The 14,810-nt window shown below is 55.1% G+C and carries 10 protein-coding genes; 1 reads left to right on the top strand and 9 read right to left on the bottom strand.

Annotated features, from left to right (window positions below; translation table 11 throughout):
* Positions 1 to 354 precede the first annotated feature (354 nt).
* Positions 355 to 1,167: a hypothetical protein gene (locus tag JMJ04_RS13325; RefSeq protein ID WP_201370959.1), complete on the bottom strand. Its 813-nt coding sequence runs from the start codon at positions 1,165 to 1,167 to the stop codon at positions 355 to 357.
* A 162-nt stretch (positions 1,168 to 1,329) separates the two neighbouring features.
* On the opposite strand from JMJ04_RS13325, the gene nth reads away from it, so the two are divergent.
* Positions 1,330 to 1,992 (top strand): endonuclease III, encoded by a 663-nt coding sequence (gene nth / locus JMJ04_RS13330; RefSeq protein ID WP_201370960.1) that lies wholly within the window; start codon positions 1,330 to 1,332, stop codon positions 1,990 to 1,992.
* 311 nt (positions 1,993 to 2,303) lie between these two features.
* Here the strand turns inward: nth and JMJ04_RS13335 are convergent, their stop codons facing one another.
* From JMJ04_RS13335 to JMJ04_RS13370, 8 genes are all read right to left on the bottom strand, one after another.
* Positions 2,304 to 2,825 (bottom strand): GNAT family N-acetyltransferase, encoded by a 522-nt coding sequence (locus JMJ04_RS13335; RefSeq protein ID WP_201370961.1) that lies wholly within the window; start codon positions 2,823 to 2,825, stop codon positions 2,304 to 2,306.
* Between the two features lie 57 nt (positions 2,826 to 2,882).
* Complete coding sequence (locus JMJ04_RS13340) at positions 2,883 to 3,374, bottom strand: GNAT family N-acetyltransferase (RefSeq protein ID WP_201370962.1); 492 nt, start codon at positions 3,372 to 3,374, stop codon at positions 2,883 to 2,885.
* Between the two features lie 186 nt (positions 3,375 to 3,560).
* Complete coding sequence (locus JMJ04_RS13345; RefSeq protein ID WP_201370963.1) at positions 3,561 to 4,004, bottom strand: hypothetical protein; 444 nt, start codon at positions 4,002 to 4,004, stop codon at positions 3,561 to 3,563.
* A 155-nt stretch (positions 4,005 to 4,159) separates the two neighbouring features.
* Positions 4,160 to 4,894: an ABC transporter ATP-binding protein gene (locus tag JMJ04_RS13350; protein ID WP_201370964.1), complete on the bottom strand. Its 735-nt coding sequence runs from the start codon at positions 4,892 to 4,894 to the stop codon at positions 4,160 to 4,162.
* Positions 4,894 to 5,871: an ABC transporter ATP-binding protein gene (locus JMJ04_RS13355; protein ID WP_201370965.1), complete on the bottom strand. Its 978-nt coding sequence runs from the start codon at positions 5,869 to 5,871 to the stop codon at positions 4,894 to 4,896. The genes JMJ04_RS13350 and JMJ04_RS13355 overlap by 1 nt, the downstream gene beginning before the upstream one ends.
* 40 nt (positions 5,872 to 5,911) lie before the next feature.
* The gene (locus tag JMJ04_RS13360) at positions 5,912 to 8,980 is read right to left on the bottom strand and encodes an FtsX-like permease family protein (RefSeq protein WP_201370966.1); all 3,069 of its coding nucleotides are present in this window, start codon (positions 8,978 to 8,980) and stop codon (positions 5,912 to 5,914) included.
* A 124-nt stretch (positions 8,981 to 9,104) separates the two neighbouring features.
* A complete protein-coding gene (locus tag JMJ04_RS13365; protein WP_201370967.1) occupies positions 9,105 to 12,332 on the bottom strand; it encodes an ABC transporter permease in 3,228 nt (1,075 codons plus the stop codon).
* Positions 12,333 to 12,600: 268 nt separating this feature from the next.
* Positions 12,601 to 14,745, bottom strand: a complete 2,145-nt coding sequence (locus JMJ04_RS13370) for an FtsX-like permease family protein (protein WP_307811706.1) — start codon at positions 14,743 to 14,745, stop codon at positions 12,601 to 12,603.
* Positions 14,746 to 14,810: the final 65 nt, after the last annotated feature.

Consider the following 14,810-nt stretch of genomic DNA (forward strand, 5'->3'; position numbering starts at 1 on the left):
TAGTAATCGTTGCCTATTCACTACTATTCTTAATCGCCAGCACAAATTCAGCATAATGGGGCGAGGTAATAAAAAGGCTTAAACCTAAGGAGCTTTTAGCAGATGGTATGTGTATTATACCACTTACCTGTGCGGTTTTTCCCTGGTCCGGTCTGTGTTGCGGCTGTTAAGCTCTTAAATAAGCAGGATATCCCCAGGTATAAGCCTGTTTGCCTGTATATGACTTTGTAGCTAGCCATCCGGCGCTGCGAGGGACTGCGCGGCCCCTCGCAGCGTCGGTTGGATGGTACATTCTTGGGCTGATTTGCTTTTGTCATGTAGACAAAGGGGGAGGCGCCTCCGTTTGTTTTTTGCTCAATGAAATTGATAGCTCATCAGTTCTCTCTGTTGTGTCCAGGTAGGTTGCGTATGCAGGCGTTCGTCGATGAGTTGGAGGAAGTGGACGCCTGCGGAGATGGTTTGTAGGGCCGCTCGGGTGGTGTGTGGCTGGGAGAAATAGCTGGATATTTGCTTGTGGAAATGGCGTATGGCCTGGCCGAGAGCCTGGTTCTCTGGTAGGAGGGCGAGCACTTTGTCCTTGGGGAGACTCCAGATGGCGAAGGGCTGGCCTGTCTCGATGGAAATGTAGCTATAGAGGATGGGCCAGACGCTGGTGCAGAGAAAGCGGACGGAGCGTTCAAGTTTGCCAGCCCCGTGGTGGAGCATGTCTTCGGCTGGCTCGCTGATAGCTTTGGGCAGGCGCTTCAGGGTGGCGCGACATTTCTCCAGAGTTTCGGTCTCGCTCATTTCCTGGGCGGGAAGTTTTCCAGCTAGCATATGATAGGTGCCGGGGATAGGCCTGGACCAGTCATCGGGGCGGTTTCCTCCCGCCTCTACAGTGAGGATATAGGTCTGAAAATATTGGAAGGGGGCTGGATCTATGCGCGATAGGTCTTCTTGAATGGCTTGTCCAATCTCTAAAGGGAGTTCGCCATAGAACGAGAGAGCCTCTCCGCGCAAAAAGAGCTTAAAATCAATGTCGCTGCATCCAGGAATGTAGCCCCCTTTGTAGGCTGAGCCATGCAGGGCCAGGGCGATAAACCAGGGTTGGGTATGTTTGTAGTAAACTTCAGCGGCGGCCAATACAAGGGGGCGGACGAGCGGATCAAGTGGGGTGACATCAAACATGCGCATATCTCCATCTGCTGGTAAAAGCTGGACGATGATTATCGGACTGCCATTATAGTACATACGTTTTATTCGCCGCCACATTCCTGCTACAATGAGGTCAGGCAGAAAGAAGCATAAGATATACTTTTCTACGAGGACAGAAAGGATGTGTGTAGTTACATGAGTAGTTCCCTCTCATCCGGGGTACAGGTTGGCTCCGGCGAGCAGGTACAGGCCATTATCGACGAGCTATATCGCCTCTATCCCCAGGCGCGCTATGAGTTAGATTTCACAACTCCATTGGAGCTATTTGTTGCGACCCAGCTCGCGGCCCAGTGTACCGATGAACGCGTCAATGCCGTCACGAAGACGCTTTTCCAGAAGTACCGTAGCGCCGCCGATTACGCGAGGGCCAATCAGGAGGAGCTGGAGCAGGATGTCAAGCAGACTGGCTTCTACCGTAAGAAGGCTAACCAACTGCGTGTCTCCTGTCAGTACCTGCTCGATCACTATGGTGGCGAGGTGCCAGGAACGATGGCGGAGCTGGTGCGTATCCCCGGTATCGCGCGTAAGACGGCCAATGTGATCCTGGGGAATGCCTTTGGCGTGGTGGATGGCTTTATCGTGGATACCCACGTGGATCGGCTCTCAAAGCGCTTTGGCTGGTCGAATCAGAACGATATCGTTAAAATCGAGCGTGATTTGATGGCGCTGGTGCCGCGCGAGCATTGGATGGAGGCGGCCCATCGCATTATCTATCATGGCCGCGCAGTCTGTAACGCGCGCAAGCCACTCTGCGCCCAGTGCACGCTTGCCAGCTACTGCCCCTCGGCCAACCTGTAGGGTCCATGCTGGCATGGACTCCGAGCGAAGCGATATCCCTCCATGTAGTGGTATCGGCCTGCGGGCCGGGCGAGTCCATGCCAGCATGGACCCTACAACTTGTTTCGCGCATAAAAAGAGTCCGCCAGGCTTTTTCCTGCGGACTCTCTGTGCGGGCGAATAGGGAGTGGAAATGTAGAACATGGGTTCTATGGTGCGTAGTATACCAGCAAAAAGCTGAAATGACAACCCCTATCCTCATCTTTTAAATGCCAGGCAAGCAGGCGTTTCACGTGAAACACTTGAGCTTATGTCCCTGACCGACGTGTGCTTTAGCTGCGTTGTTCTGTGAGGTCGATCCAGTAGCGGAGTTTGCGGATGGGCGAGCCTTCGACGAGGGTGGCGTTCTCGAATTGGCCTCCATTGGCCTCGATCACCTTTTTGGAGCCGATGTTGTTCTCATCGCAGGTGACCAGGGCGCGAATCAGGCCAATTTTGTGCGCCTCTGCGAGTCCAAGCGCAAGCATCTTTTTGCCGTAGCCCTGGCGCCGCCTGGAGGGGCGAATCTCATATCCGATATGTCCACCAATTTTTAGCAAGAAGTCATTGAGTTCATGGCGTAGCGAGAGGCGGCCTATAAACTCTTCATGCTCTACCAGCCAGAAATCCGTGGAAGGTACGGCATAGGGAGAGCGTCGTTGCTGCTGCGCCTGGAGCTGAGCAAGAAAGGAAGTGAAATCGGCTGTGAGGCGCTGCACGTCTTTCTCCATGTGGCGTCCTTCAAGTTGAAATTCGCGAATCGCCTCAATAAACTGCTGTTTGTACTCATATGATGGTTCAATTAAACGAAGCATGAGCCGAGATCCCTTCTGTTCTTGCGCTATTGAGTTGTAGAGAAATACGTTTTCGGCTTAGGCCAGCAAAAACTCTAGCTCTATCTCATCCCGAATAGGGATACCATGTGCTCCAAGCAAAGGAATGCCTGGTTTAATTTTGCGCGACCCGCTGATCGCGTCGCGATGAACCGCGACCAGGGTGAACCCTCGCTTCTGGTAGAAACGTAACGCGTCGATGTTATCATTAGTGGTAATGAGCCAGAAGCGTGAGCAATGCTGACGTACGGCCTCTCCTCTCGCGGCTTCAAGGAGAGCCGTGCCGATACCTAGACCGGGGAGCAGGCTATCCAGGCTTGTCACCTCGCAGTTATGTTCCTGGATATGATAGGTGAGCAGACCGATGCGCTCACCATCGCGGATGGCGATGAAGCCGGGATAGGTTGTGAGGTCATGTGTGATGCCGCGCGAAATCATGATCGAGTCGCCCCAATGTTCGTGTAAGAACTGGATCAACCATGCTCGATCTTCTGGCGCGAGGGCGCGAATATAGAATGCTCTCTTTTGCATTGCTCTGAATTCCTGGTCAAAGGAGTAAAAACAATCTATACAAATGTGGTGGATAGTATTGTTAAGTATAGCGCTTTGGGCGGGTGTTGAATAGGGGGTGAGATAAAGTTTACGAGTGTATCCGACAAGTTGGAGGGGCCATGCTGACATGGCCCCTCCAACTTGTCGGATACACTCGTAAACTAGTTATTTATACCATTGAAACCTTATCTGACTGGTATTAAAAGTAGCACGTACTTCCTGATTAAAAAAGAGGTAGCCCATAATCAGCAAGGGGGCCAGGCTATTGAGGATGAAGGCTACTGGCGTGTAGACATGCATAAGCCAGAGCACGATATTCTGGATTAAGAGGATTACTTCAAGTGCCAGGGTTGACCAGAAGGCCCAGCGCTTGAGTGTCCAGAGTCCATACACAAGTGCAAAGGCGTAGATGCTCAAGAAGGCTGAAACGACCCCTAAAGTGAGTAAGAAGGCGGCGTTGTGATTGGGCATGCGTCCGAATTCTCGGCTTACACTTACAAAGTTGAGCATAGCGCCGATCAGGGCCAGGAGGCCGGAGAAGGCCAGGAAGACGGCGATAATGCTAATCCCGATTGGACGTTTACGAGACAGCGTGCTCATATCGCTCATAAGTTATCCCTCCCGTCGTAATAATGCCTATGGACATTGTCCATCCCTATTGCAGACAGTGAACGGAGAACTTGAAAATGTGGATGTGTGTATTCTTAGTGTAACTCTTCAATGCAAATAAGCGCCGCAGGCGCTTATTTGCATTGAAGAGTTACCTACTCTTGAGAGGCTTCGGTGGTGACGAGGCCATCGTTGATGTAGAGGACACGGTCGGCGGCCTTGTAGAGGACGGCGTCATGAGTGGCGATGAGCATGCCGATGCCCTCCTCGTGGGCAATGGTGCGCAGAAGCATGATGATGTCGCGTCCAGTGAGGGAGTCGAGGTTGCCGGTCGGCTCGTCGGCGATGATAAAACGTGGTTTGTGGACCAGTGCCCTGGCGAGGGCCACGCGTTGCTGCTCGCCGCCTGAAAGCTCCATGCCGCGATGATGGGCGCGTTTGCCCAGGCCAACGTGTTCAAGCGCCTGTAGGGCCATTTCTGTGCGTTTGCGTCCAGGCACGCGGGCCAGGCGTAGGGGAATTTCGACGTTTTCCTGCGCGGTAAGCGAGGGGAAGAGGTGAGCGTTCTGGAACATCATGCCAACGCTTTCGCGGCGCAGGCGCGCGCGTTCAGTCTCGTTAAGCGTGGAGAGATCTTTCTCCAGGATGGAGACCTTGCCGCTGGTAGGGTTATCCAGCCCGATTAGGATATTGAGCAGGGTGGTCTTGCCGGAGCCGGAGCGCCCGCGCAGGGCGACAAATTCGCCTGGGAGGACACGCAGATCGATTCCACGTAGGGCATGCACGACTCCACCGCCTGAGGGGAAGTCGCGTGTGACGCCCCGGGCCTCGACGATTGTGCTAATGAGCGTGCCGTTTGGTTGCTGAGCGGTCAGTGCTTGTGAATCCATTAACGTTTCTCTCCCTTCATGGAGGGTTCGGATATGATGTGTCCATTTTTGCCGTTGCCATTACCATTACCCTCGCTCTGGAGAGGCCAGAGTTCGACATGGTCATCGACGATACGTACCTCGGCGCGACCATTGAAGGGCAGACGCTCGATAGCCTCTTTGGGAAGTTGCAGGCGGCCCGCGCGGTCAATCAGAACCGATTCGCGGTGAGTGCGTGTGGAGAGGCCAATAATGGCGCTGGCCTCCTGCATATGCTCGTGTAGCTCTTCTAGCTCGGCCTCGCGGCGCACGGTCTCAGTACTGGTGCGCCCATCGCGGATGGCGATGGTGCGGTCAACGTTGGCTGCCAGGGCCGCGTCGTGGGTAACGGTAACGATGGTCAGACCTAGCTGCTGATTAAGGTCGCGTAGCAGGTTGTAGATAGCGTGTGCCGTGACCGAGTCGAGTTCACCTGTTGGCTCATCGGCTAGCAAGATCTGGGGCGAGTTGGCCAGGGCGACGGCGATGGCGCAGCGCTGCTGCTCACCACCTGAGAGCTGATCAGGTTTCTTGTTCAGCTTATCGCCGAGCCCCACTAGGCCGAGGAGTTCACGGGCGCGTTGATTGCGCTGACGGCTTCCCACGCCACTGAGCATCTGAGGGAGGGCCACATTGGCCTCCGCGCTCAGTTCGGGTAGGAGATTACGCCCGCTTTGCTGCCAAACCTGTCCCACTATGTAGCGGCGATAATTCAGGCGCTGAGCGGCCGTGAGTCGTGTCAGGTCATTGCCTGAGACACGGCAGCCACCCGCGCTTGGTACATCAAGGCCGCTAAGAATATTGAGTAGCGTACTTTTTCCTGAGCCCGAGGCTCCAACGATGGCAATCATTTCACCTGGCGCCACCTCCAGATCCAGGCCTTGCAGGGCCACGACCTCCAGGTCGGCGACTTTATAAATTTTTACCAGATTATCACAAATAATAATAGGTTCCGACATGCTAGCTCCTTAGGTTCCCAATTTATCGTAGGGTTTGCTCTTAATCCTCATTCAGGCGTAGGGCCTGCCCCATGGATGGTTTTGAGACGACACGAATCATCATTGTAAGCGCGCCGATGCAGATCACAATCAGGGCTATTAGTGCCAGTAGCAACTGGCTTGAGATGATAATTCTGGTAGGTAGCAGGCTCTGGAGCGCATAGAAGGCGTTCCCTCCACCAAAGGTTCCGGCCGCGATGGGTGGAATACTGGTGACCGCCAGGGACGGTACGATGGTATAGGAGAGTAGCGCGCCAAAACCCAGGCCGAGCAGGAGCGCCACCAGGTAGATAATAGCCTGCTCCCATGAGAGCACACTGGCAACCTGCGCGGGTGTTGTCCCAAGCGCGCGTAGGACCGCGAAACTGGTCAGGCGAGCGCGGGCACTAATCCAGGAGGAGAGCAGGCTGCCAACGAGCGCGAGCAGGAGTGCTGTGGAGGCGCCAATGATCAGTATACCAATCAAGTTGAGGTAGAGCGGATCATTCTCCATAGAATTATAGAGTGCGCGCCGATCTACTAGTCCGCCAAGGCGCAGAGGAGTAGCCGTTAGCGCGTTGCGCACCTGGCCCAGCGTGGCCGCGTCATCGCTCGTTTTCAGCCAGATATGGTTGATAGGCAGATGAGTATCCTGCTTCTTTATGGCGGATTGATATGCTGCGTTTAAGCCTATATAGCTGGTCAGAATACCCCCTTGCGCTTGAATCTGGCCATTGGCGATATCAGAGGCATTATCAATAATAGTGGGAATATGTTCCACCTGTCCAAGCACATAGACATCGAGTGACACATTATCGAGTGTGACCGAGAAGGTCGAACCTGGATGGAGTTGCAGGGTATCCCAGATGACGCTATCGACGAAGGCGGGTATCTTACCTGGTTCGTCGGCAATGCGCAATTGCTGCATCATTGTGGTAAGTGATTGCGTTGAGCTCTGGGCGGGCCAGACGGCTGTCTGCGCGAATGAATCTGGATCAACTGCCTCCAGTTGGAGCGTCAACGATGGTGAGATGCCATTGGTGGCCCCATTGACCTGATAATCTGCCGAGGCTGAGACGACACCGGGCAGCTGGCGGTAGCGCTCTTGCCAACCCTGGATGGAAACAGGTGGTTGGGCAATGGTATTGGGGGCCGGGAGGATGCCGCTGAAATCGGCTCCCGCCTGATAGGCAGCCAGGTCCTGCGTACGCTGTGCCTGGGTCGCGGTAAAGACAAGCGTAAAGATCGCGAAGGCGGTGGCGAGCGAGAGCAGGAGCGTCATGCGTAGTGCTTGCCTGGGCGAGCGCGACATCTGGGCCAGGGCCAGCATCGTGGCGGCTCCGCTCCCACGTCCCGCCAGTTTCGATCCCCAGCGTAGTAAGACAGGAAAGACGCGCATAAAGAGCAGGACACAGGCTATGAGCAGGAAGACAGGCGCGATAAGCGCGAGAGGCGAAGAAACCAGGGTCTGAGTGCGAATATCGAGCAGGCCGCCACTGCTAATAGTGGTGATATAGAGCGAGGCAAAGTAGCCAGCCAGGGCGATAATTGCGGCCACGACATCGAGGTAGAGGCGCTGCCAGAAGGGGTGGTGCTGCGTGCGCGCGGCCTCGCGTCGTACCGAGAGAACATCCATGTGTGTGGCGCGGTTCAGGGTAAAGAGCAGCGCGAGAACGGCGATACCCGCTGCCAGAAGCGCGTAAGGAGCCTCGGCAATCAGGGCCAGGAGCGGCGCATTGGCGATGAGGTTGAGCGCGTCCTGGTCGGTGACTGGCAGTAGGGTATGCGCCATGAGATTCACCAGAGGGAGTGCCAGGAGCATGCCCACGATGAGCGCCAGTACACTGATCAGCAGACCCTGAACGGCGAGCGAGCCAAAGATCTGGCTAGAACTGGCACCTCGACTGCGAAGGGTCGCGATAGAGTCCGCCTGACGATCTACCAGGAGCTCCGACATCATGCTCACAAAGATCAGGATCAGGGCAATGATCTGGAGCGAGAGGACGAGGATGGGAATACGCGCAATGGAAATGCGGTCACGGAACTGACCCAGAATGCCGCTGCTATTGCTAGAGTCAACCAGGGGACCAGAGAGCTTGACCTGCTTGAAGTAGGGATAGGGCGGAAGGGTAGTCGCGGTGGGCGAAAGCGCGCCATATTTATTGGCCATCCCGGTCTGAACCAGGTTCATCTGGCGACTAAAATCATCTAGATTGTTCATCGAGACACTGGTCGGATTGATGTAGTAGATCCAGTGCAGTGTCACAGGCGAGGTGATAAGCGTTGCCTGGGAGTGGGTAAGCTGGGCCACGCTATCAAAGGTCTGGTAGAGCGTGTTATCGCTGACCAGGCCATTGTAATACGTCCACTCGCCAGCCTTCGTCGGCTGAAAACTTGAACCATTCCAGAAGCGGTCATTAGCGGTGTTTGGTTTGAAGATACCAACCAGGCGCATGCTAATAGTCGTGTTCTGTGTATTCTGGGACTGTGGATTGAGCATGTAGGGGAGCTGTACTCCAACTGTATCGCCCACCCGAGCGTGCATGCTGAGCGCGCTCTCGCGCGTAAGCAGCAGTTCAAGCTCGCCACTGGTAGCGCTGGGAAGCTTGCCCTCTATGAGAGAGATATGGGCCTGCAATTGTGGGGGCGTCGAGGCGAAGAGTTGTAACTGATCGCCAGAGTGCTGAGGTTTAGGGGTCAGGATGCTCATGCCTGGGAATTGCAGGGAGGACTGGACCTGATTTGTCAGGTAGGGATGGAGGCGTTGCTGGACCAGGGGATCGACTTGGTTATGCACATCCTTAATCAATTGCGAGGAGAGACCTTGAATGCTGGTATCGATTTGTAACTCGCGATTGATTGGGGACGCGTTGAGGGTCGAGCGTAATCCCGCTGTATTGGTGACGGTCGAGAGCAATGGGACCGTACACATGATCACAATTGCGGCCATGATCCCCAGCCCAGTCAGCAGCAGGAGTGAGCCACTTTGACGCCAGCGCCAGCGTGCGAGCGTTGTTACCGCCGAGAACGAGGCGCGTGGCTTTCTCGCGAGCGGTTGCTTTGTCCTTGTCTGTGTTGTACTGGCTGCCATACATATATTCCTTTATGTTCAGTGTATGATATTGATCTCCCCTCCTGTTTTCTGGGCAAGGGGGGAAAGGAATTTGGGGACACCCCAAACCCCGCCAAGGGCTCTGCCACTGGACCCCGTTCGCTTAGTCCTGGTTGAGGCGCAGGACCTGTCCCATGGAGGGGCGCGATACCGTGCGGATCATCAGACCGAGCGCGACGAAGAAGAAAATCACGAGCACGCCAAAGGCCAGAAAGAGCGTCGAAGGAAAAATTGGTTGCACTGGAATGATCTGCTGCAACGCGTAAAAATCTGGCAGTGAGAGGGTGCTCAGGATGCCGATATTCGGCACACCGCTAAAAACCAGGTTGGGGACCAGGGTAAGCGAGAGCAGCATACCCGCCAGAATTCCCAGAAGCACACCTGTTGTGTAGATCAGGCTTAACTCCCAACCAAGCACGCTGGCGACCTGTCCCGGTGAGGTTCCCAGGGCGCGTAAGACGGCGAAGTTTGCCAGGCGTGGGCGTACGCTCAGCAGGGAGGCGAGCAGGTCGCCCACAATGGCCAGCAGGAGCGCTATGATGGTACCCACTTCCAGGATGCCCAGCAGGTTCAAGCTCAGTGGATCAGTGCGCAGGCTATTGAAGATCTCCCGCCGGTCATAGACGCCCTGCGTATACTGTTGTGAGCCCAGTCGATCACGCAGAGAGCCGCGCAAATTGGCGAGCTGGGTGGCATCATCGGTAGTGTGCAGCCAGAAGTAATTCGGGGCCAGAGGTTTGCCTCCACTGGTAAAGCCGCTGTCCTGCGCCTCTTGCTGATAGGCCTTCAGGTAGGTTTGATAATCGACGATGACGCCCGCTGAAGGCTGCGTCTCGTTGGGCAGACCTCCCTGCGTACTATCATTGACAGTCGGAAGGTGCTCTACCTTGCCCACCACCACGCATTTCAGGTCAGCAATATCCAGGTTGCTGACTTGAATCGTAAAGACAGAACCCATATGGAGATTCAGCCGATCCCATGCCAACTGGTCAACGTAGGCCGGAACGGCTCCCTGTGGTCCATGAGGCGCGCGTAGCTGCTGCATCATAGTAGCGAGCTGTGGTTGATCGGGCCAGTAGGCGGTCGCGGCAAAGGTGCTGGTATCGACTGCGCGTACCTGAAAAAGCGAGGTGGGGCCGCTGTTATTAGCGGTATTAATCGCGGCTGGACCCGCAAAACCGATGCTGGCGTCGCTTACGCCTGGAAGCTTTGCGTACTCTTTTTGCTGTGTCTGTTGGGGGGGGATATAGGTGCCATGTACTGGCAATGGGCCGCTAAAGTCCGCACCTGCCTCGTAGCTCGCCAGGCTCTGGGCGTGCTGGTTCTGCGTCGCTGTGAAGACGCTGGTAAAGATGGTAAAGGCCAGGGCCAGCGCGAGCAAGAGAATCATGCGCACACTCTGTCCGGGTGCGCGTGAGATCTGAGCCAGGGCCAGCATCGAAGACGCGCTTTTCCCCCGCCCTGCCAGGCGAGCAGCCAGGTTGAGCAGAGCCGGGTAGAAGCGGAAGAAGAGCAGGACGGCGGCAATGATCAGGAAGAGGGGGGCCGCCAGGGAGAGGGGCGTTGCGATGAGGGACCTGGTGCGCACATCGAGCAGGCTATTCAAGCCGCTCAGGTAGGTCGAGACCCCAAAGCCACAGAGCGCCACAATCGCGGCCACAATATCCAGGTGTAGACGCTGAATCAGTCCCCGGCGCGTGGAGCGAGAGGACTCACGGCGCGTCGCCAGGACATCCATGTTTCTGGTGCCATAGAGCGCAATTGCCAGAGTGAGAAACGAGACCAGGGCCACAAGCAGCGCGTAAGGAGCGATCAGTTGGAGTACCTCACGTTGGCGCTGGGAAAGCACAAGCAGGGCGCTCAAATCGGTGCTGGCGAGCTGGCTATGTGCCAGGGAGTAAGCTGCGATTATCGCCAGAATTGGACCACTAAGCAGCGCGAGAATGCAGAGCCAGAAGCCCTGAGTTAACAAAGCGACATAGACCTGCCCTCCACTGGCTCCCCGGCTGCGAAGGATCGCGATGGTATCGCGCTGGCGCTCGATTAGCAGTCCCGACATCATGCTAATGAAGAACAGGATCAGGGCAATGATCTGCGCTGAGATGATTGCCACGGGAAGCTGCACGACCGAGAGGCGATTATGGTACTGATCGACCACACCGGGCGCATCCTGGCTACTGAAGAGCGCGCTGGTCAGAAACATGGAGTTGACATTGGGTATGGAGGAGTTTCCTTGAGAATTGGCACTGAAGGGATTGGTATAGGTATCGTGTCGTGAAAGCAGGTCGCCATGCTGGCGCGTCATATCGGATTGCAGTCCTGAAATATTACTTGAGAAGCTGTCAAACTGGGTAAAATCGACTCTCTGGGGATCGACGCGATAAGTCCAGGTTTCGTCAGGTACTGAAGAAGTGGTGATATGCGCTAGATACGCGGCACTTTGATTATAGAAGAATGAGACATAGGAATAGGCCTGGTCGATATGGTGTGCCTGTGCGAACTGGTCATAGGGGGCGAGCAGGAGTTCATTGGCGCTCAGGAACTTATAGACGGGAATATCGCGAGCGCCTACGGAATGTACATCTGGCGTGAAGTCGTTTTGATGCCAGTAGGCGCGTTCTGTCTCAGGGACCGCGAAGATACCGACCACGCGAGCGGGAAAGTTTAGCGTGTATGTATGCTTAGTGATTTGAGCCTGGAGGTCTTCAGGCGTTGAGACATTTCGCGACACTTCCTCAAAGGGGGCATCCATAACCGTTGTGGTCAAGGTCAGGGATGAACCAACAACAAGTTTGTTGATGCTGGCAGTATCCGCTGTCAGAATAATCTCATACTCTTTACTATGTACATTGGGGAAGCGGCCAGAGAGTAGGTGCAGATGCTTCCCATCTTGAGGGAATGAGGCGGTATAGTTCGTTAATTCATAGGAGTTGCCGGCAGGGAGTTTGGGCGAGGCAACAGAGATACTGTTTGAAGAGAACATCAGTGACGGCTGATCTGATATATAAGGGCCAAGGTGCTGGCGCATCAAGGGATCGAGTGCCTTATAGTTCGCCTGCAGGGTCTTGCTAGAGAAGCCCGCTGGATTGAGCCCCAGGCTTACCTCGGGTGTATTCACCGTTGTACTGAGGATGCCACGCAGGCCAGCGGTTGTCGTTACAGTCGAATAGAGTGGAATGGTGCAGGCAACCGCGATGGCCGAGATGAGTCCAAGCGCAATAATGAGGAGGAGAAACCAGGTGCGGCTGAGACTCCAGAGCGCCAACGTCACAGCTGGCGGCGTTAGCGTGCGGTTACTCGAACGAGGCGGTGCATGAGTAATACTGGACATCGAGCAGTTCCTTTATCTAGTACTTCCTATCCGAACACCCTGAGCGCGAAGCGCTAGACACGCCAGTGGCGTTGGGTTTCGGAATAAGATCTTAGAGGTGATGGCTGGCTTCTAGTCAGGAGTTGTAGGCGGCAGTGCCTGAACATCAGGAGTCATAGATAAGTACGTCCTGTCCCATAATAATCTCACGAGAAGCAAAAAAACTTACGGTTAAAAGAAGCTAGAGTAATGCCAGGCGTACAGCCTGGCATTACTCTAGCTTCTTGCTTTAATCTTCGTTCAAGCGGAGCATGTGAGAGAGAGTTGGGCGTAGTACCAGGCGAATCATCATCAGGATTGCGAGTACGCAGATGGCAACGAAGAGGCCCAACGCCAGCCAGAGCGAGGAGGGATAGATGATGTGTGTTGGCACAATATACTGGAGCGCGTAAAACTCGGCGCCCCCTAGATAGGTATTCTCGCCACTTACGGGAGTCGTGGTAAAGACGAGGTTGGGCACGACCAGCAGTGCCAGGACCACCGCGAAGAATATGCCTAGTAACAGCGCGGTGCCGTAGATCGTGCATTGTTCCCAGAAGAGCACCTGAGCAACCTGGCGGGCATCGGTGCCTAGCGCGCGGAGAACCGCGAAGTGGGTCAGGCGAGAGCGCGCGCTCTGCCAGGCCGCGACAAAATTGCCGAAAAGCGCGAGAACAAAAGCTGTGACCGTTCCAATCAGAATGAGCCCCAGCAACTCCAGGGTTTGCGGATCCTGGTGCAGGGAATCAATCATCGCACGCCGATCCTCGATGTTGACCAGCGATAACATGGGATCGCTCAAGGCATTACGGAGCGCCTTGAGGGCTGTGCTTGAGTCCTGGGAGCGCATCCAGATCATATTAGGGGTCGTGATCTGTCCGCCGTCCTGTATCTGGTAGCGGTTCATCGTCTCATAGTCAATCAAGACGCCGCTGGGCAAAGGATTACTGAGGTTAAAGGCGGCATCGGTGCTATTGTTAAGCGACTGGATATGGTCGACGCTATCAATAATGACGAGGTGTAGCGTTTGATCACCGAGTGAGGCCCCATTGATACTGAAGGTACTACCGACATGCAGGTTGAGATTATTCAACGTTGAGGCATCAACAATGGCAGGAATGCCATCTTTGAAGTTTGCGTTTGTGCTCTTCTCGGCTAATTCATGCATAAGAACTGACAGCGACTTGCTTGAATTGGACGATTGCCAGAGTGTGGTTTGCGCAAAGGTCTGGCTATCGATGGCGAAGAGGCGACCGGGGGTCTCGCCGGTGAGGGTTCCGTCATTAACATAGCCGATGGAGAGCGAGGTGACGCCAGGAAGTGAGCGGTAGCGAGCATAGGTGTCTCGCAACGGCTCTTCGGCGAGGTCGGAGATCTGGGCGGAGAAGTCGGACATTGTCTGATAGTTAGTGACATCGGTCAGGTGTATATCCTGGGTTGTGGCAAAGATCAGCGACATAAAAGCGAAGGCACAGGCCAGGGAGAGGAGCAGGATCATCTGCAAGGCCCGTTGTGGCGAACGCGTCATCTGGGCGAAGGCCAGCATGGGCGCTGCTGATTTCCCCCGCTGAGCCAGGTGTGCCACCAACTTGAGGAGAAGCGGGAAGAGACGCAAAAAGAGCAGCATCAGCGCAATAACCAGGAAGATGGGCACCAGGATGCGCAGCGGTGAAATTATCAGCAGGTAGGTGCCAATGTCGAGCAGGCCCGGGAAACTAGAGGTATAGAGAACCAGGATATAGGCGACGAGCGCGACTACCAGGAGAATGACATCCAGGTAGAAACGCTGCCAGAGAGGTGCCTGTGAGGCACGCGCTGCCTGGCGGCGCTGATCAAGAATATTGCTACGCAGGGCTTGCTGAAGGGCGAAAAACATAATGACAAGGCTGATGAATATGGCCCCAAGCGCATAGGTCGGGGTAAGGGCGAGCACGGGCAAGGGGTTGGGCCAGAGCACATTGAGCGCATCCAGTGTTGAAGTGGGTAGGAGGCGCGGAACAAAGAACGCGACCAGGGCCAGTGCGAGCAAGGGACCAAGCAGTAAGGCCAGCAGGGCCAGGATCAGGCATTGCGTGGCCAGGGTCAGAAAGACCTGGCGCCCACTGGCTCCCCGACTGCGCAGCATCGTAATAGTGTGGGCTTGATGCTCAACAAGCAGAGAGGTCATAATTGCCACAAAGTAGAGTACAAGAGCCGCAATCGCACCCGAGATAAGGAATATCGGAATATTGGAGACCGAGAGGCGGTTTTGTAAGCGCTCTAGAATCCCTGGCTGATTGTAATAGGAGATCGCGGCCCCGCTCAGAAAAATGTTGGAGATATCCAGGGCCTGATTATTGGCATTGCTACCAAATTTATTAGCGTAGATGGCCTGCAAGAGATGTAGCCGTTGCACCAGGTCAGGGAATTGTAGAACTGAGATCTTTGAGATATCAAAATGCCGGTACCAGTAGAGGGAAA

This window comes from Ktedonobacter robiniae, from assembly GCF_016587375.1.
Lineage (GTDB): Bacteria > Chloroflexota > Ktedonobacteria > Ktedonobacterales > Ktedonobacteraceae > Ktedonobacter > Ktedonobacter robiniae.

Bases quoted from the DNA above. Each gene is read 5' to 3' on its own strand.
- JMJ04_RS13325 (WP_201370959.1), bottom strand. From the start codon at position 1,167: ATGTTTGATGTCACCCCACTTGATCCGCTCGTCCGCCCCCTTGTATTG.
- nth (WP_201370960.1), top strand. From the start codon at position 1,330: ATGAGTAGTTCCCTCTCATCCGGGGTACAGGTTGGCTCCGGCGAGCAG.
- JMJ04_RS13335 (WP_201370961.1), bottom strand. From the start codon at position 2,825: ATGCTTCGTTTAATTGAACCATCATATGAGTACAAACAGCAGTTTATT.
- JMJ04_RS13340 (WP_201370962.1), bottom strand. From the start codon at position 3,374: ATGCAAAAGAGAGCATTCTATATTCGCGCCCTCGCGCCAGAAGATCGA.
- JMJ04_RS13345 (WP_201370963.1), bottom strand. From the start codon at position 4,004: ATGAGCGATATGAGCACGCTGTCTCGTAAACGTCCAATCGGGATTAGC.
- JMJ04_RS13350 (WP_201370964.1), bottom strand. From the start codon at position 4,894: ATGGATTCACAAGCACTGACCGCTCAGCAACCAAACGGCACGCTCATT.
- JMJ04_RS13355 (WP_201370965.1), bottom strand. From the start codon at position 5,871: ATGTCGGAACCTATTATTATTTGTGATAATCTGGTAAAAATTTATAAA.
- JMJ04_RS13360 (WP_201370966.1), bottom strand. From the start codon at position 8,980: ATGGCAGCCAGTACAACACAGACAAGGACAAAGCAACCGCTCGCGAGA.
- JMJ04_RS13365 (WP_201370967.1), bottom strand. From the start codon at position 12,332: ATGTCCAGTATTACTCATGCACCGCCTCGTTCGAGTAACCGCACGCTA.